Consider the following 23,385-nt stretch of genomic DNA (forward strand, 5'->3'; position numbering starts at 1 on the left):
GCGGTGCCGCGTGCGCCGCGCGGTGCGGCGGCCGGTGCCCCGATCGCCGCACCGGCCGGTACGGGCGGCTCATGTCGGCCCGGACAGCGGCACGTTCTCCCCCTGCTGGGGAAGGCGCGGCGGCTCGCTCCGGGGCGGCTCCCCCGCTCGGGGCGCAGCCACGGCGGGCTGCCCGGCGCCGGCGTCCCCGGCGGGCCCGGACTCGCCGTCCCGGGGCGCCCCGCGGGCCGGCTCGGGGACGCCGAGGGGGATGTCCGGCACCTCACCGGTGCAGCCGCCGGGCGGCGGCAGCGCGGGCTGCCAGCCGTGCTCGCCGACCGCGACGACCAGGGCCCGCACCATCACCGGGTCGAACTGGCTGCCCGCGCAGCGCTCCAGCTCGGCGACGGCCTCCGAGACCGGCCGCCCTCGCCGGTACGAGCGGGTGGAGGTCATCGAGTCGAAGGCGTCCGCGACCGAGATGATCCGGGCGAACTCGGGGATCCGCGCCCCGGTCAGCCCGCTCGGGTAGCCGCGGCCGTCCATCCGTTCGTGGTGGTGCAGGATGCCCGCGTGCGCCTCGCCGAGGAAGGCGATGCCGCGGACGAGTTCGTGTCCGTACACGGGGTGCACCTCGACGGCCCGGCGCTCCTGCTCGGTCAGCGGTCCGTTGCGCCGCAGCAGTTCGGTGGCGACGCCGAGCTTGCCGACGTCGTGCAGGATCCCGGCGAAGCGCAGGGTCCGCAGCCGCTCCGACTCCATCCCCAGCTGGCGGGCGATCAGCACGGCGGCGCGGCCGACCCGTTCGCTGTGCCCGCGGGTGTAGGCGTCCTTGATCTCGACCGCCTGCACCAGGGCCTGGACGGTCGCCTGGTGGGCGTCGCGTTCGTGGTGGCCCTGGGCCAGCACCCAGGCCGAGATGGTCAGCGGCAGCAGGGCGAGCAGCGCCGCGAAGGCCCCGTACGGGCCCTGCCAGAGGACGGCGACCATCAGGCCGCCGGCCGCGTGCACCAGGACGGGCAGGCCGATCGCGGCCGTGGCGCCCCGCAGCAGCACCGCCGGCGGCCGGCGCTCGGCCAGCGCCAGCATGACGCCCACCAGCACGCTGTTGACCAGGCAGAACACCGCGACGGCGGCGAACGCGGGCAGGAGCGCGCCGGGGAACCGCGAGCCCAGCAGCAGCCTCGGTCCGGCCAGCAGGTGAAAGGCGCCGGCGGCGGCGAAGGCGGAGAGCGCGAGCTGGGCGGCGTTCCAGCAGCGGCGGGCGGCGCCGGGCGGGGCGGCCCGGGCGGCGAGCGCGGCCGGTGCGGCGACCAGCGCGGCGGCGGCGGGCGGGAGCATCAGCAGGCCGGCGAAGAGCACCGGGAAGAAGGCGTAGGCGCCCGGGCGGGCGGGGGCGCGGCGCGACGGGGGCCGGCGGCCCAGCAGTCGGGCCCGCAGCCGCAGCAGCGCCCGTAGGCAGGGGGTCGGCAGGCCCTGGGCGACGGACTCCCAGCAGGCGTGCAGGAAGGCGAGGAGCGCGACCTTGGGCCAGTCGACCGGGGCGCCGAGCCACCGGGGCAGTACGGCGGCGCCGGCCGGCAGCAGCGGCAGGGCGCAGCAGTACACGACGAGCGGCAGGGTCAGGGCCGGCAGCATGACGAGGTAGCGCACGGCCGCGGCCGGCAGCGCCGGATCTCCGCCGGTCGGGTCCGTGTTGTCCGTGGCGATCTCGACCTCCCCCGCCGTCCTGGTACGCGCCACCCGCCCCCGACGCGTCGGGCGGCGCGGCGGCGGGTGTCGTCAGGAGGATAGGCCTCTGCTCCGGCGTGGGGACGCATGATCGCGGAATGGCCCTGCTGGCGCAGCCTCAACTCACCCGAACGAGTGAAACCAGTGGTCAGAGGTCGGCGGCGGGAACGGAACGAGGGCCCGGGAGCGTACTCCCGGGCCCTCGCCGACACTCGGACGCACCTCGGCGCGCCGGTACGTGACCGGCCGTCACCGCCGCGCCGGTGGGCACCGGACGGCGGAGCGGGGTCAGAACGCCGAGCCGGCGATCACTCCGCCGCGCTGCCGGCCTCGGCGGCGGCGTACGGCGCCGACCGGGGCTGCTCCTCGACCGCCGCCCCGGCGGTGGTCTCGACCGTGGTCTCGACCGTCACCACCAGGGCCTCGCCGGAGCGCTGCCCGGCACGGATCGAGTCGATCCTGGCCAGCACCTTGCCCCGGAGGTCGGCCGGGGTGTCGTCGCAGCCGCAGGACCGCTTGATCAGTGCCTTGATGGCCTGTTCGAGGCCGTACTTCTCCAGGCACGGCGAGCACTCGTCGAAGTGCACGCGCAGCTTGGCGCAGTCGCCCTCGGCCATCTCGTTGTCGAGGAATTCGTAGAGGTGGTCGAGGACCTCGCCACACTCGGTGTCGTGCGGATCGCCGCAGCTCATGAGCCCGAGCCCTTCGCTTCCTGCCCTGCCCCGGTGCCGGCGGGGACGAGCCCACGGTCGCGGGCGTAGTCCTCCAGCATGCCGCGCAGCTGACGGCGGCCACGGTGCAGTCGGGACATCACCGTACCGATGGGTGTACCCATGATGTCCGCGATCTCCTTGTAGGCAAACCCCTCGACATCGGCGAGGTAGACGGCGATGCGGAACTCCTCCGGAATGGCCTGGAGGGCGTCCTTCACGTCGCTGTCGGGGAGGTGGTCGAGTGCCTGGGTCTCCGCCGAACGCAGGCCGGTCGACATGTGCGACTCGGCCCGGGCGAGCTGCCAGTCCTCGATCTCCTCGGCCGCCGTGCGCTGGGGCTCCCGCTGCTTCTTGCGGTACGAGTTGATGAACGTGTTGGTGAGGATGCGGTACAGCCAGGCCTTGAGGTTGGTGCCCTCACGGAACTGGTGGAACGACGCGTACGCCTTGGCGAACGCCTCCTGGAGCAGGTCCTCCGCGTCGGCGGGGTTGCGGGTCATCCGCAGCGCCGCCGAGTACATGGGGTCCAGGAAGCCCAGGGCGTCGCGCTCGAAGCGCTCCCGCCGGGCCTCCTCGCTCTCCTGCGCGGACACCCGGAAGGTGTCCTCACCGATCGCCTCGGCCAGCTCCTCGCCGGTGAGCGCCTCACCCGCGGGCACGCCCTCGCGCGGGTCCGCACCCGGATCGGCCTCGTGCTCGGTCCCGACGACCGGACCCACCTCCTCGGCAATACGGGCATGACCCACGGTGGGCCGTCCCGAAATGGAGGATATCGGGCTGACGGGCTTCTCGCCCGCGACGAGCCACTCGGACCAGGACGGGACGAAGCCGTTCTCGACCGCGCGCTCGTCAGGCCGCTCGGGGCACACGATCGAACCCATCTGCACTGCCTTTCCACCGGGACTGAAGCTGACGAGGGTGTTAACCACGTCGTCCCCGCCCGCATTCCCGGGCGGCGCGGCCGCCCCGGGAGGCTCCGCCCGCCCCGGCCGCGGGTCAGGCCGGCCGCGCGACCAGTCCCAGGACCCAGCCGCCCACCGCGTCGGTGACGCTCTCCAGCACCTCGTCCTGCCCGACCGGCGCCCGCTTCGGCACCCGGAATCCGTGACTGCCGTACGGGATCGACACCAGCCGCTGGTCCGCCGGCAGCTCGGGGAACTCCGCGGGCCCGCCGAAGGGGTCCGCCACGCTCTGCACCACCAGGGCCGGCAGCCCGCACTGCAGCAGCTCGTCGGCCCGGCTCCGCTCCGGCCGGCCCGGCGGGTGCAGCGGGAAGGCCAGCGCCAGCACGCCCACCGCCCCGCTCCGCGCGCCGGTCCGGCAGGCGACCCGGGCGCCGGCGCTGCGCCCGCCGGCCACCAGTGGCAGCCCGTGCCCCGCCAGCACCTCGGCGACCGGGAGCCAGCCCGCGTCCAGGGTCTTCGGCGCGGGGGCGAGCCGCCTGCCCGCCACCCGCCAGGGCTGCTCGACCAGGGCCACGGTGATCCCCAGCGGCGGCAGGGCGACCGCGAGCGCCTGAAGGTCGAGGGCCTCGATCCCGCCGCCGGCGCCGTGGCCGAGGGCGAGCAGCGCCTTCGGCGGGCCCTCGGCCGGGGCGTAGGTGATCCGGGCGTCGCCGGCCGGGGTGGGGACGAGGACGGGGTCGGTGGTCTGCATGGGGGGCTCCGTACCGGGGGGTCGCTGGTCGTACTGCCGCGCTGGTCGTTCCTGCGCTGGTCGTTCCTGCGCTGGCCGTCCTGCGCTGGTCGTTCCTGCAGTGGCCGTCCTGCGCTGTCGGACAGTTGCTCGGGCGGACGGCTGCTCGGGCGGACAGCTGCTCGGCGGGCCGGCGGCGGGCCCGGAGCCTGCGAAGGGCCCGGCTCCGAGCAGCATGGTTCGGAAGGGTTCAGAAGAGCGTGGTGACGAGCTCCTCGGGGTCCAGCGGGCGGACCAGCTCGGGCCCGTCGTTGCGGATGCTGCCGACGGCCGCGCCCACCGGCTGCGCGAGCAGCGCGCCCGGGGGCGGTGGTATCAGCAGCGGACGCAGTTCCTCCGGGTCGTCCAGGCCCGGGTCGAGCCAGTCGTCGAAGGCGGCCGGGTCGAGGAAGAGCGGCATCCGCTCGTGGATCGGGGCCAGTGCCTCCTCCGCCGCGGTGGTGACGATGCTGCAGGTCACCAGCCAGGCCTCCGGGTGCCCGGCGGGGCGGGAGCGGTCGCGCCAGAACTCGTAGACGCCGGCCAGGGCGAGCACGGCGCCGTCCGCCCGGCTGACGAAGTACGGCTGCTTGCGGGGTCGGCTGCCGCCGCCCGGCAGCGTCTGCCACTCGTAGTAGCCGTCGACCGGGACGATGCAGCGCCGGGAGGCGAAGGCCTGCCGGTAGGACGGCTTCTCGTGGATGGTCTCGGCCCGGGCGTTGATCATCTTGACCGCCGACTCGGGGGACTTCGCCCAGGCGGGCACCAGGCCCCAGCGCAGCACCCGCAGCTGGCGCACCGGCTTCGGCGGGCCGCCCTTCGGCAGGCGCTCCAGCACCGCGAAGGCGGGCCGCGTCGGCGGGACGTTCCAGCTCGGGGCGAGGGTCTCGGTGGGATCCCAATGCTCGACGCCGAAGGCGGCGACCAGGTCCTCGGGCCGGGTGGTGGAGGCGAAGCGACCGCACATGCCGTCAGCTTGCCACGCGGACCCCTCTCACCACTTCCTCATCCCGGGATCAGAACCGACGGCTATCCGGGCGACGTCCCGGCATGGGAGGCTGCCAGCTCGGCAGGGCCCCGGCTCGACCCGGGTGGACCCCGTCACCGCCGAGCCGGGCACCGCCCGTGACGAGCACGACCGGAGGCGAGACCCGCAGGCATGGACGGACACAGCATCGCCGAGGTGTGGGACCGCGTCCTCGGCACCCAACCCGCGCCACCGCAGTGGATCGCGCTCGGCACCGCCGGCCTGGCCCTGCTCGCGGTGCTGCCGCACCCGGTGTGGCGGATCACCCGCAACGTGGTGACCATCGCCCACGAGGGCGGTCACGGCCTGACCGCCCTGCTGACCGGGCGCCGGCTCTCCGGCATCCGGCTGCACTCGGACACCTCCGGCCTGACCGTCTCCTCCGGCCGGCCCACCGGCCCCGGCATGATCCTCACCGCCGCGGCCGGCTACACCGCGCCGTCGCTGCTGGGCCTGGGCGGCGCCGCGCTGCTGGCCGCCGGCCACATCACCGCGCTGCTGTGGATCTCGATCGCGCTGCTGGCCGGCCTGCTGATCATGATCAGGAACGCCTTCGGGCTGCTCTCGGTGGTGGCCACCGGGGCCGCGTTCTTCCTCGTCTCCTGGTACGGCGACAGCGAGCTCCAGGCCGGCTTCGCCTATCTGGGCATCTGGTTCCTGCTGCTCGGCGGGGTGCGCCCGGTGGTCGAGCTGCAGCGCAAGCGCCGGCACGGCGGCGCGCGCGACTCGGACGCGGACCAGCTGGCCCGGCTGACCCGCGTCGGCGCCCTCGTCTGGGTGACCGTCTTCCTGCTGGTGGCGCTCGCCTGCCTGGGCCTGGGCGGCAGCTGGCTGGTCGGTCCCGTCCCGCCATTCGGGTAGGCGCGAGGGCCGTTCCCGTGCGGCCCCTAAACTGGCCCCTATGACCGACACCCTGTGGCCCGCCCCCGTCGCGACCACCGCCGTTGACGCGACCGTCACCATTCCCGGCTCCAAGTCGGTCACCAACCGGGCGCTGCTGCTGGCCGCGCTGGCCGGTGAGCCCGGCTGGGTGCGCCGCCCGCTGCGCAGCCGCGACTCCCAGCTGATGGCCGACGGCCTGCGGGCGCTCGGCGTCGGCATCGAGGAGACGGTCAACAACGCGACCGGCGGCAGCGGCGGCGGCGAGGCCTGGCGGGTCATCCCGGCGCCCGTGCTGCGCGGCCCGGCCCGGATCGACGTCGGCAACGCCGGCACGGTGATGCGCTTCCTGCCGCCGCTGGCCGTGCTGGCCGACGGCCCGGTGCACTTCGACGGCGACCCGCGCTCCTACGAGCGCCCCCAGCACGGCGTGATCAACGCCCTGCGCGCGCTGGGCGCCCGGATCGACGACGGCGGGCGCGGCTCGTTCCCGCTGACCGTGCACGGCTCCGGCGCGCTGGACGGCGGCCCGGTCGAGCTGGACGCCTCGTCCTCCTCCCAGTTCGTCTCCGCGCTGCTGCTCTCCGGCGCCCGCTACAACCAGGGCGTGGAGGTGCGCCACGTCGGCGGCCCGGTGCCCTCGCTGCCGCACATCCGGATGACCGTGGAGATGCTGCGCCTGGCCGGCGTCCAGGTGGACGCCCCGGAGGACGGCGGTGAGAAGGACGTCTGGCGGGTCACCCCCGGCGCCCTGCTCGGCCGCGACATGGTGGTCGAGCCCGACCTCTCCAACGCCGCGCCGTTCTTCGCCGCCGCGCTGGTCACCGGCGGTCGGGTGACCGTCCGCGACTGGCCGACGCACACCACCCAGCCGGGCGACCAGCTGCGCGAGATCTACACCCGGATGGGCGGCTCGTGCCGCTTCACCGACGAGGGCCTGGAGTTCACCGGCACCGGCAAGATCCACGGCATCGAGGCCGACCTGCACGACGTCGGCGAGCTCACCCCGGTGATCGCGGCCGTGGCGGCGCTGGCCGACTCCGAGTCCCACCTGTACGGCATCGCGCACCTGCGCCTGCACGAGACCGACCGCCTGGCCGCGCTCGTCAAGGAGATCAACGACCTCGGCGGCGACGTCTCCGAGACCGAGGACGGCCTGCGGATCCGCCCGCGCCCCCTGCACGGCGGCGTCTTCCACACCTACGAGGACCACCGGCTGGCCACCGCCGCCGCCGTGGTCGGCCTGGCCGTCGAGGGGGTGGAGGTGGAGAACATCGCCACCACCGCCAAGACCCTGCCGGACTTCCCGCAGATGTGGCTCGACCTGCTCACGGGAGCGGCGGCGGGGGCCTGAGCGGAGACTTGAGCACATGCGCCGCTACGGCAAGGACGCCGACGAGGACGACATCCGCAACCGCCCGGGCCGCAAGGGCTCCCGGCCACGGACCCGGATCCGCCCCACGCACGACGACGCCGCGGAAGGGATGATCCTCACCGTCGACCGCGGCAGGCTGACCTGCCTGGTCGACGCGGGGACGAAGAACGAGCGCGAGATCGTCGCGATGAAGGCCCGTGAGCTGGGCCGCAAGGGCGTGGTGGTCGGCGACGTGGTCAACATCGTCGGCGACCTCTCCGGCGAGCCGGACACGCTGGCCCGGATCGTCCGGGTGGAGGAGCGCACCTCGGTGCTGCGGCGCACCGCCGACGACGACGACCCGTACGAGCGGATCGTGGTCGCCAATGCGCAGCAGCTGGCCATCGTCACGGCGCTGGCCGACCCGGAGCCCCGCCCGCGGCTGATCGACCGCTGCCTGGTGGCGGCGTACGACGCCGGCATGGAGCCGATCCTGGTGCTCACCAAGTCGGACCTGGCGCCGGCCGCGCCGTTGCTGGAGGCCTACGCGCCGCTCGGCATCACCTATGTGGTGACCAGGCGGGACGAGCTGGCCACCGAGGGCGCCGAGGCGGTCCGGGCCCACCTGCGCGGGCTGTCGACGGTGTTCATCGGGCACTCCGGGGTGGGCAAGACCACGCTGGTCAACGCCCTCGTCCCGCTGCACCAGCGGAGCACCGGCGTGGTCAACGCGGTGACCGGCCGGGGCCGGCACACCACGGTCTCCGCGCTGGCCCTGCGGCTGCCCCCGCCGCCGGGGGTCAAGCCCGGCTCGAAGAAGGCGCTGGACCCGGGCTGGGTGATCGACACCCCGGGCTTCCGCTCCTTCGGGCTCTCGCACATCGACCCGTCCCGGGTGATCCACGCCTTCCCCGACCTGGAGCCGGGGACGGTGGACTGCCCGCGCGCCTGCAGCCACGACGAGCAGGACTGCGCGCTGGACGCCTGGGTCGCGGACGGCCACGCCGAGCAGGCCCGGCTGTACTCGCTGCGCCGGCTGCTCTCCTCCAAGGACACCAGGGACGGCGACTGATCCCCGACCCGGCGCGGGCCCGCCCGGGCTCCCGCGGCCGCCGGCGCGCGCCCGTCCGGCGGGGCGGTTCACCTCCCCGACGGCGGTGCGCCGGCGGATCGCCCCCGGATTGCGGTGCGCCGTGAGGTGTCGGAGCACGCCTCTCTGGTGATCATAGGAAAGTCGGCCGGTACGGCCCGACACGTCGATCGACAGGGAGTCAGCGCGATGGCATGGGCCTTGGTGATCCTCGCCGGCCTGCTGGAGACAGGTTTCGCGATCAACCTGAAACTCAGTGAGGGCTTCACCAAGCTCTGGCCCACCATCGGCTTCTGCGCGTTCGCGCTCGGCAGCTTCGGCCTGCTCACGCTCTCCCTCAAGAGCCTTCCGGTCGGCAGCGCCTACGCGGTCTGGACGGGCATCGGCGCGGCCGGCACGGCGATCTACGGCATGGTCTTCCTGGAGGAGTCCTCCTCCACCCTCAAGCTGGTCTCGATCAGCCTGGTGATCGCCGGCGTGGTGGGCCTGCAGCTCAGCGGCAGCGGCCACTGATCCCGCCGGCGCGCCCGCCGCCGCGCCCGGCCGCAGCCCGGCCCGCACGCGGCTCCCGGCCCGGCCCGCGCCGGGCGACACGCCTGTCCGAGGTCCGGGCGAGACTGTCGGGAACCCGGGCGCCTCGCTACTGTTCGACCATGGCCGACTACCACGACGATCTCCGCCTCGCCCACGTCCTCGCCGACTCGGCCGACTCGATCACCCTGGAGCGCTTCCGGGCGCTCGACCTCAAGATCGAGACCAAGCCGGACCTGACGCCGGTCAGCGACGCCGACAAGGCGGCCGAGGAGCACGTCCGCGGGGTGCTCCAGCGGGCCCGCCCGCGCGACGCGGTGTTCGGCGAGGAGTTCGGCATGCAGGGCTCCGGCCCGCGCCGGTGGGTGATCGACCCGATCGACGGCACCAAGAACTACATCCGCGGCGTCCCGGTCTGGGCCACCCTGATCGCCCTGCTGGAGACCGGTCCGGACGGCGAGGAGCGGCCCGTCGTCGGCATGGTCTCCGCCCCCGCGCTGAACCGCCGCTGGTGGGCCGCCGAGGGCCTCGGCGCGTACGCCGGACGCAGCCTGGCCAAGGCCTCCCGGATCCACGTCTCCGGCGTCTCCCGGCTGGCCGACGCCTCGTTCTCCTACTCCTCGCTCACCGGCTGGGAGGACCGCGGCCGCCTCGACCCGTTCCTGGACCTCACCCGGGCCTGCTGGCGGACCCGCGCGTACGGGGACTTCTGGTCGTACATGATGGTCGCCGAGGGCTCGGTGGACATCGCCGCCGAACCCGAACTGAGCCTGTGGGACATGGCCGCGCCCTGCATCGTGGTGCAGGAGGCCGGCGGCCGCTTCACCGGGCTGGACGGCGTGCCCGGCCCGGGCGGCGCCGACGCGGTGGCGTCCAACGGCATCCTGCACGACGAGGCGCTGCGCCGGCTCGGCGTCTGACGGCCGCCCCCGCGGGCCGGGCTCGTCGGCGCACCCGCCGCCGGGCCCGGCCCGTCGGCGTGCCAGCGCCGCCCCGCACCGCCCGACACGCAGGCCCCCCGCCGACTGTCTGACGACCGTGTTTCGGCAGCTGGTCCGCCGGATTGCCGACTGCTCATCAACTACTCCCCCGCAGCGCTGAGTTCAGCGCAACGGCCCGGCAATCCCCGCCCCCTACGCTCGACGGGCCCAGGCCGGCTCCCACGCCGCGCCCCATTCCCCCGTGCGCCACCCACGCCGGGCCGCTCGCCTAGGGGACTCCCGACGTGCGTACGATCCGCAGCATCCGACACCGGCTGGCCCTGCTGCTCGCACTGCCCACCGGCGCGCTGGTGGTCCTGGCCGCGCTCGGCACCGCCGGCCAGGCCGCCCGCTTCACCGACGCCGGCCGGACCGACGACCGGGTGGCCCTGGCCGTCGCCACCGAGGACCTGGTCCACCGGCTGCAACGCGAACGCGGCCTGACGGCCGGACTGCTCGGCGGCGACGAGAGCTTCCGCGCCCAGCTGGGCGGCGGGCGCGACGCGGCCGACCAGGCCCGCCGGGCCCTGGACCGACTGCTGGCGGCCGAACCACCCGGCGCCGGCGCCGTCCGCTCGGCCCTCGGCGCGCTCGGCCGGCTCGCCGACCTGCGCGGCCGGGCCGACACCGGCGCCGCCACCCGGGCCGAGGCGCTCGGCTTCTTCACCTCCGCCGTCACCGGGCTGACCTCCGCCGCCTTCGCCGGCCTCGACTCCTCCGGCGACGACCGGCTCCAGGCCTCGCTGGCCACCCTGCGGGCCCTGTGCGAGGCCACCGAGGCGGCCGCACTGGAGCGCGGCACGCTCAACGGGGTGCTCGCCGCCGGCTCCTTCAAGGGGGCGGACTACCCCTCGTTCGTCCGGATCATGGCGGTGCGCGACGCCGCCGTGGCCCAGGTCCCCCGGACGGCGACGCCCGCCCGGACGAGTTCGCTGGACGCCGCGCTGCGCACCCCCGCCGCGGTCACCGTCGCCGGGATGGAACAGCTGGCCCTGGCCGGCCACGCCGCGGACCGCCTGGGGGTGGCCCCCGGCGACTGGTGGCGCGCGGCCAGCACGGTGGTGGACGACCTGCAGCGGGTCCAGGGCGAGGCGGCCGCGGAGAGCCGCGAGCGCGCGGCGGCGCTCCGCTCGGCGGCGCTGCGCGCGCTGCTGCTGGACGCCCTGCTGGCGCTGACCGCGGCCCTCGGCGCGGTCGCCCTCGCGCTCGCCGCGGCCCGCTCGATCACCCGCCCGCTGGCCGCACTGGCCGCGGACGCCGGCCGGCTCGCCGACCGGGTGCTCCCGGAGGCGGTGGCGCGGATCCACGAGGCGGGGCCCGAGGAGGACCTGAGCGCCCTGGCCGTGCTGCCCGCACCGGCCCGCAAGGACCGGGTCGACGAACTGGCCGAGGTCACCCAGGCGCTGGACCTGGTGTGCGCCACCGCGCTGCGCCTGGCCGTGGAGCAGGGCGTCCTGCAGCGCAACAGCACCGAGTCGCTGGCCAACCTGGGCCGCCGCAACCAGGCCCTGGTCACCCGTCAGCTGGGCTTCCTGTCCGCCCTGGAGCGGGAGGAGCGCGACCCCGGCGTGCTGGCCGACCTCTTCGAACTGGACCACCTGGCGACCCGGATGCGGCGCAACGCGGAGAGCGTCCTCGTACTGGCCGGCGAGCGCAGTCCGCGCCGCTGGGCCCGGCCGGTGCCGACCGGCGACGTCGTGCGGGCGGCGCTCGGCGAGGTGGAGGACTACCGCCGGGTGGTGCTGCGCCGGCTGGACGAGGCCCTGGTGGACGGCGGCGCGGTGGCCGAGGTGGCCCACCTGCTGGCCGAGCTGATCGAGAACGCGCTCGCCGCCTCCCCGTCCGACACCGACGTCGAGGTCTTCGGCCGGCTGAGCGGCGCCGGCTACCTGGTGGCCGTGGCCGACCACGGCTCCGGGATGGACGAGGGCGCCCTGGCCCGGGCCAACGCCCGGCTGGCGGGCGGGGAGAGCTTCCTGGTGGGCCGCACCCAGCTGCTCGGCCACTACGTGGTGGGCCGGCTCGCCGTCCGGCTGGGCGCGCGGGTGCGGCTGGCGCCCTCGCCGGTGCGCGGGGTGACGGCGACGGTCCTGCTGCCCGGCACGCTGCTGGCGCAGCCCGGGCCGGCGCTCCCGCAGGAGCGGCGGCAGCCGAGCGAGGCGCTGTGACGGGCGGCGAGGAGTACGAGACGGGCGAGGTGGTCCGGCCCTTCGTCGTCACCGCCGGGCGGACCCGCCCGGTCGGCGGCGAGCTGCGGCTGGAGACCCTGGTCTCGGCGCCGCCGTCGGCCCTGACCGCCCCGCTCGGCTTCGAGCGGCACCGGATCGTCGAGCTCTGCCAGTACCCGCACTCGGTCGCCGAACTGGCCGCCCTGCTGCCCGTGCCGATCGGGGTCGCCCGGGTGCTGGTGGCGGACCTCGCGGCGGAGCGGTACGTACGGGTCCACCCGGCCGACGACCCGTCGGTGACGCTGCTGGAGCGGATCAGGGACGGTCTGCTGAGGCTCTGACCGGGCGGCGGGGCGGGCACCGGGCCCGGTCATGGGTGCGGGCCCCGGGCCAGTGTGGTGGCAACTGGTCCCGGGGCCCGCTGTTCGTGGGGCCGTTACTGCTGCTTGCGCAGCTCGCGGACGGCCGCCTCCAGGCGCCGGCCGTAGTCGGCGTCGGCCCGGCGGAAGTTCTCGATCGCCCGCTCGACGATGTCGTCGCGGTCGGCGGAGACGTTGGCGATGAAGCCGGCCAGGTTGGCGATCAGGCGGACCTTCTCGTCCTCGCCGATCAGCCGGTAGAGGTTGCCCGCCTGGACGAAGTCGTCGTCCTCGCTGTGCGAGGGCGCCTCGGTGTTGCCGGTGACGCCGGTGACCGGGATCGCGGCCCAGAGCGGACGGCCGGTCTCGACCGGGCCGCCGAAGCTGTTCGGCTCGTAGTTCTTCTGACGGCCGTGGCGGCCGTCGTAGAGGTAGCCGTCGCGGCTGTTGGTCCGCGCCTCGGCGGCGTGCGGACGGTTCACCGGCAGGTGGTCGGCGTTGACGCCGACGCGGTAGCGGTGGGCGTCCGCGTAGGCGAACAGGCGGCCCTGGAGCATCTTGTCCGGGGACGGGCCGATGCCGGGCACGAAGTGCGACGGCGAGAAGATCGACTGCTCGACCTCGGCGAAGACGTTGTCGGGGTTGCGGTTGAGCTCCAGCTTGCCGAACTCGACCAGCGGGTAGTCCGCGTGCGGCCAGACCTTGGTCAGGTCGAAGGGGTTGAAGCGGTAGGTCGCCGCGTCGGCGGCCGGCATGATCTGGACGCTGACCGTCCAGCTCGGGAACTCGCCGCGCTCGATCGACTCGCGCAGGTCGCGCTGGTGCGAGTCGGGGTCGGTGCCCGCGAGGACGGCCGCCTCCTCGCTGGTGAGGTTCTTGATGCCCTGGTCGGTCTTGAAGTGGTACTTCACCCAGAAGTACTCGCCGGCCTCGTTCTGCCACTGGTAGGTGTGCGAGCCGAAGCCGTCCAGGTGGCGGTACGAGGCCGGGATGCCGCGGTCGCCGAAGAGCCAGGTCACCTGGTGGGTCGCCTCGGGCGACAGGCCCCAGAAGTCCCAGACGTTGTCGGCCTCCTGCGAACCGGTGTAGGGGTCGCGCTTCTGGGTGTGGATGAAGTCCGGGAACTTGATGGCGTCCTTGATGAAGAACACCGGGGTGTTGTTCCCGACGAGGTCGTAGTTGCCGTCCTCGGTGTAGAACTTCAGCGCGAAGCCGCGCGGGTCGCGGACGGCGTCCGCCGAGCCGAGGTTGCCCGCGACGGTGGAGAAGCGCAGGAAGGTCTCGGTCTCCTTGCCCTGCTCGGACAGGAACTTCGCCCGGGTGTAGGCGGTCACGTCGCCGGTCACCGTGAAGGTGCCGTAGGCGGCGGCGCCGCGGGCGTGCACCACGCGCTCCGGGATGCGCTCGCGGTTGAAGTGCGCGAGCTTCTCGAAGAGCAGCTGGTCCTGGATCAGGGCCGGGCCGCCTATGCCCGCGGTCTCGGTGTTCTGGTTGTCGGCTACGGGCGCGCCCGCCTCCGTGGTCAGCGTGGGCCGCAGCTCGTCCTGGGCAGTCATCGGGGAGACCTCCGCGTTATCCGGTCGTGACGGGCTTCAGCCTAGCTTGGACTTTGTCTAAGTCAACACTGGAACCAAGTTCGGACGTATTCCGAAGCCTGGGGGCCCTTGCTACCCTTGCCCCCATGAGTGACCTGCTGGAACGACTCCGGATGCGCGGCTGGCGCCTGACCGCACAGCGGCGGGTCGTGGCCGAGGTGCTCGACGGCGACCACGTCCACCTCACCGCCGACGAGGTGCACGCCCGCGCCGTCTCACGGCTGCCCGAGATCAGCAGGGCCACCGTCTACAACACGCTCGGCGAACTCGTGAGCCTCGGCGAGGTGATGGAGGTCGCCACCGACGGGCGCGCCAAGCGGTACGACCCCAACGCCCACCACGCGCACCAGCACCTGGTCTGCTCGGGCTGCGGCGCGATCCGCGACGTCCACCCGCTGGGCGACCCGGTGGCCGCGCTCCCCGCCGACCAGCGCTTCGGCTTCACCGTCTCGGGCGCCGAGGTCACCTACCGCGGGCTCTGCCCCGACTGTCGCTAGCCGGTCGCACGACCGGCGCCCCCGCCATCGCGGCCCACCGGCCCGACGGGCACCCCCACCGGCCGGTGCCCGACCCCACCGGCCGGACCCGCACCGACCTCCCGCCGGCCCGCACCGGCCGCGCCGCGGCACCGCCTCCCGGCCGGCCCGACGCAGGGCCGAACCGCCCCCGGGCCGCCCCGCCGCCGCCTCAGGCGCTGAGCTCGGCGTGCAGCGCGCCCAGCAGCCGGCCCGCCCGCTCCGCCACCTCGGCCGGACCGTAGTCCGCCGCCCGGCGGCACCAGTTCTCCGCCTGCACCGGCTCCCCGCGGCGCAGGGCGAGCAGTGCCAGCCGCAGCGCGGCCCGGCCGTGCCCGGCGTCCGCCGCCCTGGTGTACCAGAGCATCGCCTCGGCCTCGCTGTCCTGCCGGGCCAGCAGCAGGCCCAGGTTGAAGGCGGCACTGCGGCTGCCGGCCTCCGCCGCCCGGCGGTACCAGCTCTCCGCGATCTCCAGCGCGCCGCGCTCGGCGGCCCGCACGCCCATCCGGACCTGCGCCCGGCGGTGGCCCGCGTCGGCCGCGACGGCGTACCAGTGCTCGGCCTCGGTGTCGGCGTCCCCGCGCCGGTCGAGCAGCGAGGCGAGCCGGAAGGCCCCCTCCGCCGAACCGCCGCCGGCCGCCTGGCGGTAGCGCTCCAGGGCGCCCGGCAGGTTGCCCCGCTGCTCCTGGACCACGGCCAGCTGGAGGGCGGCCTCGCCGTGCCCCTCGGCTGCGGCGCGCGCGTACCACTCGTGCGCCTGCTGCTGCTCCCCGCGCCCGGCGTGCAGCACACCGAGGTTGAAGGCGCCGTCGACGCTGCCCGCCTCGGCGGCCTTGGAGAACCACGGCTCGGCGCCGGACTCGTCGCCGCGCTGCAGCAGGACGACGGCCAGCGCGTTGCAGGCCTCCCGGTGCCCGGCGTAGGCCGCCCGCCGGTACCACTGCTCGGCCTGCTGGTCGCGGCCGGCGCCGGCGCAGAGCAGGCCGAGGTTGAAGGCGCCGTTCTGGTCGCCGGCCTCCAGTGCCACCCGGTACCAGTGCTCGGCGGTGACGGCCTCGCCGCGGCCCGCGTGCAGCGCGCCGAGCGCGTTGGCCGCGTTGCCGTCGCCGGCCTCGGCCGCCTCCTGCCACCACTCGGCGGCGGCCGTGAGGTCGCCCGAGTCGCGCATCAGGAAGCCCAGCGCACAGGCCGCCCTGGCCTCGCCGTTCTGCGCGGACTGCCGGTACCAGCGGGCCGCCTCCTCCATCAGTGCGGGATCGCCCTGGGCGCGCTCCTCCAGCAGCACGCCCAGACGCAGCGAGGCGCGGGCGTGGCTGCGGGCGGCGGCGGTGCGGTACCAGGTCTCGGCGGTGTCCTTGTCCCCGGCCGCCTCGCGCATCCGGGCGAGGCGGTAGGCGGCCTCGCGGTGGCCGGCGTCGGCGGACACCCTGAACCAGCGCTCGGCGCGCACGTCGCGCCGGTGCTCCATCAGGTCCCCCAGCGCGTAGGCCCCCAGCGGGTGCCCGTGGTCGGCGGCGAAGTGCAGCCAGTACTCGGCCGCCTCCTCCTCGCCCTGGTCGCGCAGTTGCAGGCCGAGGGCGTGCGCGGCGGGCGCGCTGCCGGCCACGGCGGCCTGGCGCCACCACTGGGCGGCCTCGGCCCGGTGGCCCTGCTGGTGCAGCAGCACGCCGAGGTTGTTGGCGGCGGCCCGCAGCCCGGCGGCGGCGGCCGCGCGCAGGTACGGCTCGGCGTCCTCCAGCTCCCCGCGGCGCAGCAGCAGGGCGCCGAGCCGGCTGGCGGCGTCGGTGTCGCCGTCGTCGGCGGCCTGGCGGTGCCGGCTCTCCAGCGCGGCCTGCTCGCGGGCGGCGAGGGCGCGCTCGAAGGTGGCGCCGTCGAGCCCGCCGCCGTCCTGGTCCGGGTCCTCACCGCCGGGTGCGTCGGCCGGCCGGCCGGTGTAGGGGCCGATGCCGGCGGCGAACTGCTGGGCGGAGACGTGCACGAGGCTGTCCGGGCCGTAGCCGGCCGGCGGCCGGCGATCCGCCAGGCCGCTGGTGCGCTGGGCCGGCAGGGCGCCCGGGAGGCCGTCCGCCGCCTCGGGGTCGGGGCTCTGCGCCCAGCCCTCGGTGTCCGGTTCGGTCGTGACGGGCTTGTTCCCTGGTCCGTTCTTTCCGATCAGCTTCATGCCGACTCCCGCTCCCCCAGAGTGTCGCGGCATCCTCCCCCAGCCTCCGGCCGGGGGGACCCCCAGGGGGCGCGCCGGACCGGACGGCCCGTCAACGGCCTCGCTCCGTCCCCTGTGTGTTCCATCGTCGCATCACCCGCAACCCGCGTACACCTGCCCCGGCCAATTTTGGTGGAGCGGGCCGAAGCCGGCGGGGATTGCTTCAGTGCTTTGTCGATTTCCCGACACTTCGACCTCACAAACCCCCACCCACCCCCTGATGACGAGCCCCCACCGTCCGGGCGGACGGTCCGACCCGGAGGCCGGCCGCGGTCGACACCCTTGGCGACACCCGGTCGACTCCCCCGTCCGGCCGAGTGGTCCGGACCGGCGAGCAACGCTCGATAGTACCGAAGGCCCCCGTCAGCGGGGCGGCGGTCGGCCCGGGACACCCCGGGCCGGCACCCAACCGGGCGCACAACACCGAAGGCCCGGAGGAAAGATCCTCCGGGCCTTCGGCCTTTGTAGCGGGGACAGGATTTGAACCTGCGACCTCTGGGTTATGAGCCCAGCGAGCTACCGAGCTGCTCCACCCCGCGTCGGTAACTGAACTCTAGCACGATCACGAAGGGGGCCGTGCACCGCGCCGGACGGACTGCCAGGCGCGATGCACGGCCCCGTGCCGTGGCGGCGCCCTACGGGGTGGCCCCCGGCGAGGGCGTGGCGGCCGGAGCGGGCGAGGCCGCCGGGGTGGAACCCGCGGCCTTCTGCTCGGCCGCGATGGCCGCGGTCACCGCGTCCTGCAGGGCCTTCTGGGCCTGGCCGTACTTGACCCAGTCACCGGCCTTGAGGGCCTCCTGACTGTCGGTGATCGCCTTCTGGGCGTCCTGCAGCGCCTTCTGCACCACCGGGTCGCTGCTCCCGGCGGACGGCGGCGTGGTCGGGTTCGTCGGCGTCGTCGGCGTCGTGGGCGTGGTGGGCGTGGTGGGCGTGGTCGGGGTGGTGGGCGTGGTCGGGGCCGTCCCGGTGGAGACGCCGGCGAAGACCTTCTTCAGCGCCTCCTCCAGGGTGTTCTCGAAGGCCACGTTGTCGTTGCCGTACACCGCGAGCACCTTCTGCAGCACCGGGTACTTGGCGCCGCGGCCCTTGACGTACACCGGCTCCACGTTGAGCAGGCCGCCGCCGACCGGCAGGGTGAGCAGGTTGCCGTACTCCAGCTGGGAGTCGCCGCCGCTCTTCAGCAGCGTCAGCTGGTTGGCGACCTCCGGGCGGGAGTTGAACTGGGACTGCACCAGGTTCGGCCCGAGCGTCTTGCTGTCGCCCGGCACCTTGAGGATGCGGATCTTCCCGTACTCCGGGCCCGGGTCGGCGCTGACCGCCATGAAGGCCGCCAGGTTCTCCCGCCCGCTGGGCACGAAGGTGGTGGTCAGCGAGAAGCTGGCCGCGGTCACCGCGGGGTCGGGCATCCGGACGGTCAGGTAGTACGGCGGCTGGACCTGCTTGGTGTCACTGGTCGGGTCGACCGGGATCTGCCAGATGTCGGTGCCGTTGAAGAACGAGCCGGCGTCCGTCACGTGGTACTGGCCGAGCAGCTCGCGCTGCACCTTGAACATGTCCTGCGGGTAGCGCAGGTGCGGCATCAGGGTGGCGGGGATGTCCGTCCGCGGCTTGACCGTGTCCGGGAAGGCCTTCATCCAGGTCTTCAGCACCGGGTCGGCGTCGTCCCACTGGTAGAGCGTCACCTCGCCGGTGTACGCGTCCACGGTGGCCTTGACCGAGTTGCGGATGTAGTTGACCTTGTTGGCCGCGGTCAGCAGCTCGCCGCGCTGGTTGGTCAGCGAGTCCTTGGTGACCGCACCCAGGGTGGTCTTCGAGGCGAACGGGTAGCCGTCCGAGGTGGTGTAGCCGTCCAGCACCCAGACCAGCTTGCCGTCCTGCACCACGGGGTACGGGTCGGCGTCGATGGAGAGCCAGGGCGCGACCTTCTCCACCCGCTCCTTGGGGGTCCGGTCGTAGATCACCTTGGCGCCGTCGGTGATGGCGCCCGCGTAGAGGATCTGCGGCTCGGCGAACTTCACCGCGTACGCGGCCCGGGTGAACGGGTTGTTCAGCGAGACTCCGCTGCCCCCGGTGTACTGGTAGAGCTTGTCACCGCTGTCGGTGGTGTAGTCGATCTCCTGGTTGGCGCCGCCGACGATCGAGTACGTGCCCGTCTTCTCGCCGTAGTAGATCCGCTGCTGGTAGTCGCCCAGCGAACCGGTGGCCGGCAGGCTGGACTCGGTGAAGACCGGCTGGCCCTTGTCGTTGACCTGGTTGCCCTTGGCCGCGACCGCGCCGTAGCCGTGGGTGAACTTGAAGTGGTCGTTGATCCAGTTGCGCTTGTCGCCCTGGACGCCGCTCAGGTCGAGCTCCCGCAGGCCGATCACGGTGTCCTGGGCGGAGGCGCCGTTGCCGTAGCGGTCCACGTCCAGGGTGCTCGGGAAGGCGTAGTAGGAGCGCTGCTGCTCGATCGACTGGAAGGTCGGCGAGACCACGTTCGGGTCCAGCAGCCGGATGTCCGCGATGGTCTGGGCGTCCGGCTTGAGGGCGTCGGCGGTGGTGGTCGCCTGCGGCGTGTACGGCTGCGTCTGGCTGCTCGCGATGCCGTACGCCTGCCGGGTGGCGTCGATGTTCTTCTGGATGTACGGCGTCTCCTTGGCCTGCTCGTTCGGCTTGACCTGGAACTGCTGCACGATCGCCGGGTAGACCCCGCCGATCAGCACCGCCGAGAGCGCCATCAGCCCGAAGCCGATCAGGGCCGGCACCCAGGTGCGGCGCAGCGGCGTCAGGAAGAACAGCACGGCGCAGATGATCGCCACGAAGAACAGGATCGTCTTGGCCGGCAGGAAGGCGTTGGCGTCGACGTACCGCAGGCCCGTCCAGCCGTCCACGCCCTTGTAGGAGCCGGTCTTGACCGCCAGCGCGTACCGGTCCAGCCAGTACGCCACCGCCTTCAGCAGGACGAAGACGCCGAGCAGGACGGCCAGGTGCCCCTGCGCGCCGACGCTCGCCCGCCGGCCCGGGCCCTGCAGCCGCAGACCGCCGTAGAGGTAGTGCACCAGGACGGAGGCCAGCAGCGCGACGATCACCGCGCTGAAGGCGAAGCCGAGCATGAACTCGTAAAACGGCAGCTCGAAGGCGTAGAAGGAGACGTCCAGGTTGAACTGGCTGTCCTTGACCCCGAAGGAGGTGCCGTTGGTGAACAGCAGCCAGGTCCGCCACTGGCCGGAGGCGGCGGCGCCGGCGATCAGGCCGATCACCAGCGAGACGCCGATCAGCACCCAGCGCTTGTACGGGGCGATGCCGGACCGGTAGCGGTCCAGGCTCTGCTGCTCGACCGACATCGCGGACAGCGGCGGACGCAGGCGGTGGGCCAGCCAGAGGTTGGTGCCGACGAAGAGGGCCACCAGCAGGCCCACCACGGCGAACAGCCCGACCTTGGTCCACAGCTGGGTGGTGAAGACCGAGGAGTAGCTGACGGACTTGAACCAGAGCCAGTCCGTCCAGAACCCGGCGAACATGACGAACAGCAGGAACATCACCGCGAGCACGCCCACCGTCAGCAGGAGCACCCGGGTGCGCCGTGAGGGTGGGCCGACTCTCGGCCGGAAGCCCGGTCCTGAGCGGTCGGGCATCTGGAACACCACGGTGGCACCTCGGCTGTGTCGTCTCGAATCGTTCGGTCCTCCATGCAACTTAATCAGTCTTTACCTGAGTTCCCAGGCTTTGCTGTCGGTTCGGTACCGGTTCCGGGCACGCGGACGGGGCCGCGGCGGGAGACGGCTCGGGGTCGCGGGCCGGCGGGCGCCCGGGCCCGCCGCCTCGTGTGAGGATTGAGACATGTCCGATGCCTCCAACATCCCGTCCGACGTCTCCAGCCTCCCCGCCGCCACCCCGCTGACCCGGGCCGCGCTGGAGATCGACGAGTACGCCGCCACCCTCGGCTGGGACCTCCCGGCCCGCCTGTTCGCCCTGGTGGACAGCGCCCAGCTGCGCAAGGCCGACCCCAAGCTGGCCAGGCAGCTCGGCCTGGCGGACTCCGACGAGCCCGGCCTCACCCCGATCGAGCAGGACGAGCTCCCGGCCGGCATGGAACTGGACAAGTTCCTCGGGACGATCGCCTGGCCCGACATGATCGCCGGCTGCGCGCTGGTGGTCGAGCGGCTGATGCTCCCGCCGGGCGCCGAGCAGAGCCGTCCGAAGAACGCCACCGAGGCCCAGCTGGCCGAGTGGGTGGCGAACCACCCCAAGCGCGAGGAGGTGCGGATCACCGCCGCCGTGCTGCGCGACGGCAAGCGCGAGACGGCGCTGCGGCTGCGCTCCAAGGACGTCGCGCGCGAGGTGCTCACCGGCCCCGACCTGGTGCCCGGACTGACGGACGCGCTGCTCGCGACCTTCGCCTGACCCGCGGCCGCCCCCGGCCCTCCCGCCGGCCCACCCGGTCGCGGCGGGGCCGGGGGCGGGCGGCTCAGGCCCTGTGCCGGCCGTGCCCCGGCCCCGCCGCGGCCCCGGCCCTTGCCCGAGCCCGCGCGTCAGCCCTGTCTCAGCCCTTGCCGCAGGACGGCAGCGCCGAGGTCTGCCCGGAACGCACCTGCTCCAGCGACTTCAGCGCGCCGTCCAGGGTCTCCGCCTTGATCAGGGTGAGCCCGCTCGGGGTCGCCCCGGCGGCCTCGGCGCAGTTGTCGGCGGGGGTGAAGAAGTACTGCGCGCCGGCGTCCCGGGCCGCGATCAGCTTCATCGCGATGCCGCCGATCGGCCCGACCTTGCCGTCGTCGGTGATCGTCCCGGTGCCCGCCACGAACTTGCCCGCGGTCAGGTCCTCCGGGGTCAGCTTGTCGATGATCCCGAGCGAGAACATCAGCCCGGCGCTCGGCCCGCCGACGTCCTGCAGGCCGATGTCGATCTGGAACGGGTAGGTGTGCTTGGTGTCGGGGCCGATCCCGACGATCGCCCGGTCACCGTCGGAGGCCTTGGCCGTGGTGATGGTGACGTCGGTCGGCTTGCCCTGGTCCGGCGCCGCGGCGTCCTTGCCGCGCGGCACGACGGTGAAGACCGTGTTCTCGCCCGGCTGGTGCTTGGTGACCAGCTTGGCCACCTGGTCGTCGGCGGTCACCGCGGTGCCGTCCACCGCGACGATCCGGTCGCCCGCGTGCAGCTTGCCGTCCGAGGGGCCGCCGGCCACCACCGAGGCGACGATCACCTCGCTGCCCATCGGGATGCCGAGCTGGTTCAGCGCCGCCGTCTTGGCGCTGTCCTCGGAGGAGGCGAACTCCTCGGCGTTCTGCTGCTGGGCCTCCTTGTCGGTCTGCCCCGGCGGGTACACGTTCTCGTGCGGCACCACCAGGACGTCGCCGCGCAGCCACCCGACCACCGCCGAGACCAGGCTCGGCTCGTACTTCGCGCCGGTCACCTGGACGGTCGTCATGTTGAGGTGACCGGTGGTCGGGAACGACTCGTGGCCGGTGATGGTGATCACCGGGCGGCCCGTCTTGTCCTGCACGCCGAGCGTGTTGTACGTCGGCCCCGGGCTCATCTCCGTGTACGGCACCTTCATCAGGACGGAGACGCAGAGCAGGGCTATCAGCAGCAGGGTGGCGGCGAGCATCGTCGCAGAGCGGCGTGGCATGGCTCGACAGTACGGGACGCCGGTGGCCGGGCGCCCCCCGGGCTACCGGCCCAGCCCGTCCGTGGAGGCCGTGCCGGGCCCCGCCGTGGAGCGTTCCATGGCCGCCAGGAAGCGCTGGTGTTCGGCCAGCGAGGCCGGATCACCGGCGGATTTGGGGGCCCGGGCCGCCCAGAGCGCCCAGAGCGAGGCGAGTACCGCGGCGACCGCGGGGATGATCAACCAGGCGAGCGCACCCATATCCGAACTCCCAGCTCGTCGTGTCTATGAGCAGATTAACCACCCACACGAACAACGTGCGTGGCGCCATCCGGGTTACGGTGCGGACAACCCGTCCAGGGACGGCGCGGGGGAGCTCAGGACCACCGGCCCGGCTGCCACCGAACGGGTGACGGGGCCCCCGGCCGGGGGCCGGCCGTCCTCCGCCGAACACGGCGCGGGCCGCCCCGGGACGCGCCCGCGGACGAGCGGACGAGGCGTCGGGGCGCACCGGACGCCCGGGTGGGACGGGCGCTCAGCAGGAGCCGGCGCCGACCCACTCCTCCTCGCCGTCGGAGAAGACCTGGTGCTTCCAGATCGGCACCTCGTGCTTGAGGTCGTCGATCAGCCGGCGGGCCGCCGCGAAGGCCTCGCCGCGGTGGGCGCAGGAGACGGCGACGATCACGGCCTTGTCGGTGATCTCCAGCCGGCCGATCCGGTGCACCGCGGCGAGCGCGCGGACCGGGAAGTCCGCGACGATCTTCTCGGCGATCCGGCGCATCTCCTGCTCGGCGGTCGGGTGGCAGCTGTACTCCAGCGCCGCGACCGACTTGCCGCCGTCGTGGTCGCGGACCGTCCCGACGAAGACGGTGGTCCCGCCGGCCGCGTCGTCGCCGACCGCCTCGTACACCTCGTCGAGGGAGAGCGGGGTCTCGCGGATCGCGAGCAGGCGGATGGGGTCGTGGTTCTCGGACATGCCCCCATGATTCCTCATCCCGGGCGGCCCCGG

General features: G+C 74.0%; 20 protein-coding genes and 1 tRNA gene. 9 read left to right on the forward strand and 12 right to left on the reverse strand.

The features are described from left to right. Positions 1-69: 69 nt before the first annotated feature. The 5 genes from ACFTWP_RS16200 to ACFTWP_RS16220 all read right to left on the reverse strand — a co-directional run bounded on the left by ACFTWP_RS16200 (position 70) and on the right by ACFTWP_RS16220 (position 5,064). The gene (locus ACFTWP_RS16200) at positions 70-1,617 is read right to left on the reverse strand and encodes an HD-GYP domain-containing protein (RefSeq protein ID WP_380265293.1); all 1,548 of its coding nucleotides are present in this window, start codon (positions 1,615-1,617) and stop codon (positions 70-72) included. A 401-nt stretch (positions 1,618-2,018) separates the two neighbouring features. After that, complete coding sequence (gene rsrA / locus ACFTWP_RS16205) at positions 2,019-2,402, reverse strand: mycothiol system anti-sigma-R factor (protein ID WP_380265179.1); 384 nt, start codon at positions 2,400-2,402, stop codon at positions 2,019-2,021. Continuing rightward, a complete protein-coding gene (locus ACFTWP_RS16210) occupies positions 2,399-3,142 on the reverse strand; it encodes a sigma-70 family RNA polymerase sigma factor (protein WP_380265294.1) in 744 nt (247 codons plus the stop codon). Before ACFTWP_RS16210 ends, rsrA begins: the two co-directional genes overlap by 4 nt. A 277-nt stretch (positions 3,143-3,419) precedes the next feature. Further along, the gene (locus ACFTWP_RS16215; protein ID WP_380265180.1) at positions 3,420-4,079 is read right to left on the reverse strand and encodes an alpha/beta family hydrolase; all 660 of its coding nucleotides are present in this window, start codon (positions 4,077-4,079) and stop codon (positions 3,420-3,422) included. Positions 4,080-4,308: 229 nt separating this feature from the next. Continuing rightward, positions 4,309-5,064: an SOS response-associated peptidase gene (locus tag ACFTWP_RS16220; RefSeq protein WP_380265181.1), complete on the reverse strand. Its 756-nt coding sequence runs from the start codon at positions 5,062-5,064 to the stop codon at positions 4,309-4,311. A gap of 192 nt (positions 5,065-5,256) precedes the next feature. Between ACFTWP_RS16220 and ACFTWP_RS16225 the strand changes: the two genes are divergently transcribed. The 7 genes from ACFTWP_RS16225 to ACFTWP_RS16255 all read left to right on the forward strand — a co-directional run bounded on the left by ACFTWP_RS16225 (position 5,257) and on the right by ACFTWP_RS16255 (position 12,467). Beyond that, positions 5,257-5,985: a M50 family metallopeptidase gene (locus ACFTWP_RS16225; protein WP_380265182.1), complete on the forward strand. Its 729-nt coding sequence runs from the start codon at positions 5,257-5,259 to the stop codon at positions 5,983-5,985. Between the two features lie 40 nt (positions 5,986-6,025). Then, positions 6,026-7,357 (forward strand): 3-phosphoshikimate 1-carboxyvinyltransferase, encoded by a 1,332-nt coding sequence (gene aroA, locus ACFTWP_RS16230; RefSeq protein ID WP_380265183.1) that lies wholly within the window; start codon positions 6,026-6,028, stop codon positions 7,355-7,357. Between the two features lie 16 nt (positions 7,358-7,373). Next, the gene (gene rsgA, locus ACFTWP_RS16235; RefSeq protein WP_380265184.1) at positions 7,374-8,429 is read left to right on the forward strand and encodes a ribosome small subunit-dependent GTPase A; all 1,056 of its coding nucleotides are present in this window, start codon (positions 7,374-7,376) and stop codon (positions 8,427-8,429) included. Between the two features lie 207 nt (positions 8,430-8,636). Further along, positions 8,637-8,960: a multidrug efflux SMR transporter gene (locus tag ACFTWP_RS16240; protein WP_329497915.1), complete on the forward strand. Its 324-nt coding sequence runs from the start codon at positions 8,637-8,639 to the stop codon at positions 8,958-8,960. A 140-nt stretch (positions 8,961-9,100) separates the two neighbouring features. Beyond that, positions 9,101-9,898 (forward strand): histidinol-phosphatase, encoded by a 798-nt coding sequence (hisN, locus tag ACFTWP_RS16245; protein ID WP_380265185.1) that lies wholly within the window; start codon positions 9,101-9,103, stop codon positions 9,896-9,898. Positions 9,899-10,203: 305 nt separating this feature from the next. Continuing rightward, positions 10,204-12,126, forward strand: a complete 1,923-nt coding sequence (locus ACFTWP_RS16250) for a nitrate- and nitrite sensing domain-containing protein (RefSeq protein WP_380265186.1) — start codon at positions 10,204-10,206, stop codon at positions 12,124-12,126. Then, positions 12,123-12,467 (forward strand): DUF742 domain-containing protein, encoded by a 345-nt coding sequence (locus ACFTWP_RS16255; protein ID WP_380265187.1) that lies wholly within the window; start codon positions 12,123-12,125, stop codon positions 12,465-12,467. The genes ACFTWP_RS16250 and ACFTWP_RS16255 overlap by 4 nt, the downstream gene beginning before the upstream one ends. Before the next feature lie 95 nt (positions 12,468-12,562). On the opposite strand, the gene ACFTWP_RS16260 is transcribed toward ACFTWP_RS16255, so the two are convergent. Continuing rightward, on the reverse strand, positions 12,563-14,041 hold the full coding sequence (locus tag ACFTWP_RS16260) for a catalase (protein ID WP_380265188.1): 1,479 nt from the start codon (positions 14,039-14,041) through the stop codon (positions 12,563-12,565). A 125-nt stretch (positions 14,042-14,166) separates the two neighbouring features. On the opposite strand from ACFTWP_RS16260, the gene ACFTWP_RS16265 reads away from it, so the two are divergent. Continuing rightward, the gene (locus ACFTWP_RS16265) at positions 14,167-14,577 is read left to right on the forward strand and encodes a Fur family transcriptional regulator (protein WP_380265189.1); all 411 of its coding nucleotides are present in this window, start codon (positions 14,167-14,169) and stop codon (positions 14,575-14,577) included. A 190-nt stretch (positions 14,578-14,767) separates the two neighbouring features. Here the strand turns inward: ACFTWP_RS16265 and ACFTWP_RS16270 are convergent, their stop codons facing one another. The 3 genes from ACFTWP_RS16270 to ACFTWP_RS16280 form a co-directional block, all read right to left on the reverse strand. Beyond that, positions 14,768-16,756 (reverse strand): tetratricopeptide repeat protein, encoded by a 1,989-nt coding sequence (locus ACFTWP_RS16270; protein ID WP_380265190.1) that lies wholly within the window; start codon positions 16,754-16,756, stop codon positions 14,768-14,770. 504 nt (positions 16,757-17,260) lie between these two features. After that, positions 17,261-17,334, reverse strand: a tRNA-Met gene (locus ACFTWP_RS16275). Between the two features lie 96 nt (positions 17,335-17,430). Continuing rightward, the gene (locus tag ACFTWP_RS16280; protein ID WP_380265295.1) at positions 17,431-20,409 is read right to left on the reverse strand and encodes a UPF0182 family protein; all 2,979 of its coding nucleotides are present in this window, start codon (positions 20,407-20,409) and stop codon (positions 17,431-17,433) included. Positions 20,410-20,614: 205 nt separating this feature from the next. Between ACFTWP_RS16280 and ACFTWP_RS16285 the strand changes: the two genes are divergently transcribed. After that, positions 20,615-21,178, forward strand: coding sequence for a PPA1309 family protein (locus ACFTWP_RS16285; RefSeq protein ID WP_380265191.1), 564 nt, complete (start codon positions 20,615-20,617; stop codon positions 21,176-21,178). A gap of 139 nt (positions 21,179-21,317) precedes the next feature. Here the strand turns inward: ACFTWP_RS16285 and ACFTWP_RS16290 are convergent, their stop codons facing one another. From ACFTWP_RS16290 to ACFTWP_RS16300, 3 genes are all read right to left on the reverse strand, one after another. Then, positions 21,318-22,400 (reverse strand): PDZ domain-containing protein, encoded by a 1,083-nt coding sequence (locus ACFTWP_RS16290; protein ID WP_380265192.1) that lies wholly within the window; start codon positions 22,398-22,400, stop codon positions 21,318-21,320. Between the two features lie 42 nt (positions 22,401-22,442). Beyond that, positions 22,443-22,637: a hypothetical protein gene (locus ACFTWP_RS16295; protein WP_380265194.1), complete on the reverse strand. Its 195-nt coding sequence runs from the start codon at positions 22,635-22,637 to the stop codon at positions 22,443-22,445. A 274-nt stretch (positions 22,638-22,911) separates the two neighbouring features. After that, the gene (locus tag ACFTWP_RS16300) at positions 22,912-23,352 is read right to left on the reverse strand and encodes a molybdenum cofactor biosynthesis protein MoaE (RefSeq protein ID WP_380265195.1); all 441 of its coding nucleotides are present in this window, start codon (positions 23,350-23,352) and stop codon (positions 22,912-22,914) included. Positions 23,353-23,385: the final 33 nt, after the last annotated feature.

The sequence above is a fragment of the Kitasatospora sp. NPDC057015 genome, from assembly GCF_042673745.1.
Lineage (GTDB): Bacteria > Actinomycetota > Actinomycetes > Streptomycetales > Streptomycetaceae > Kitasatospora.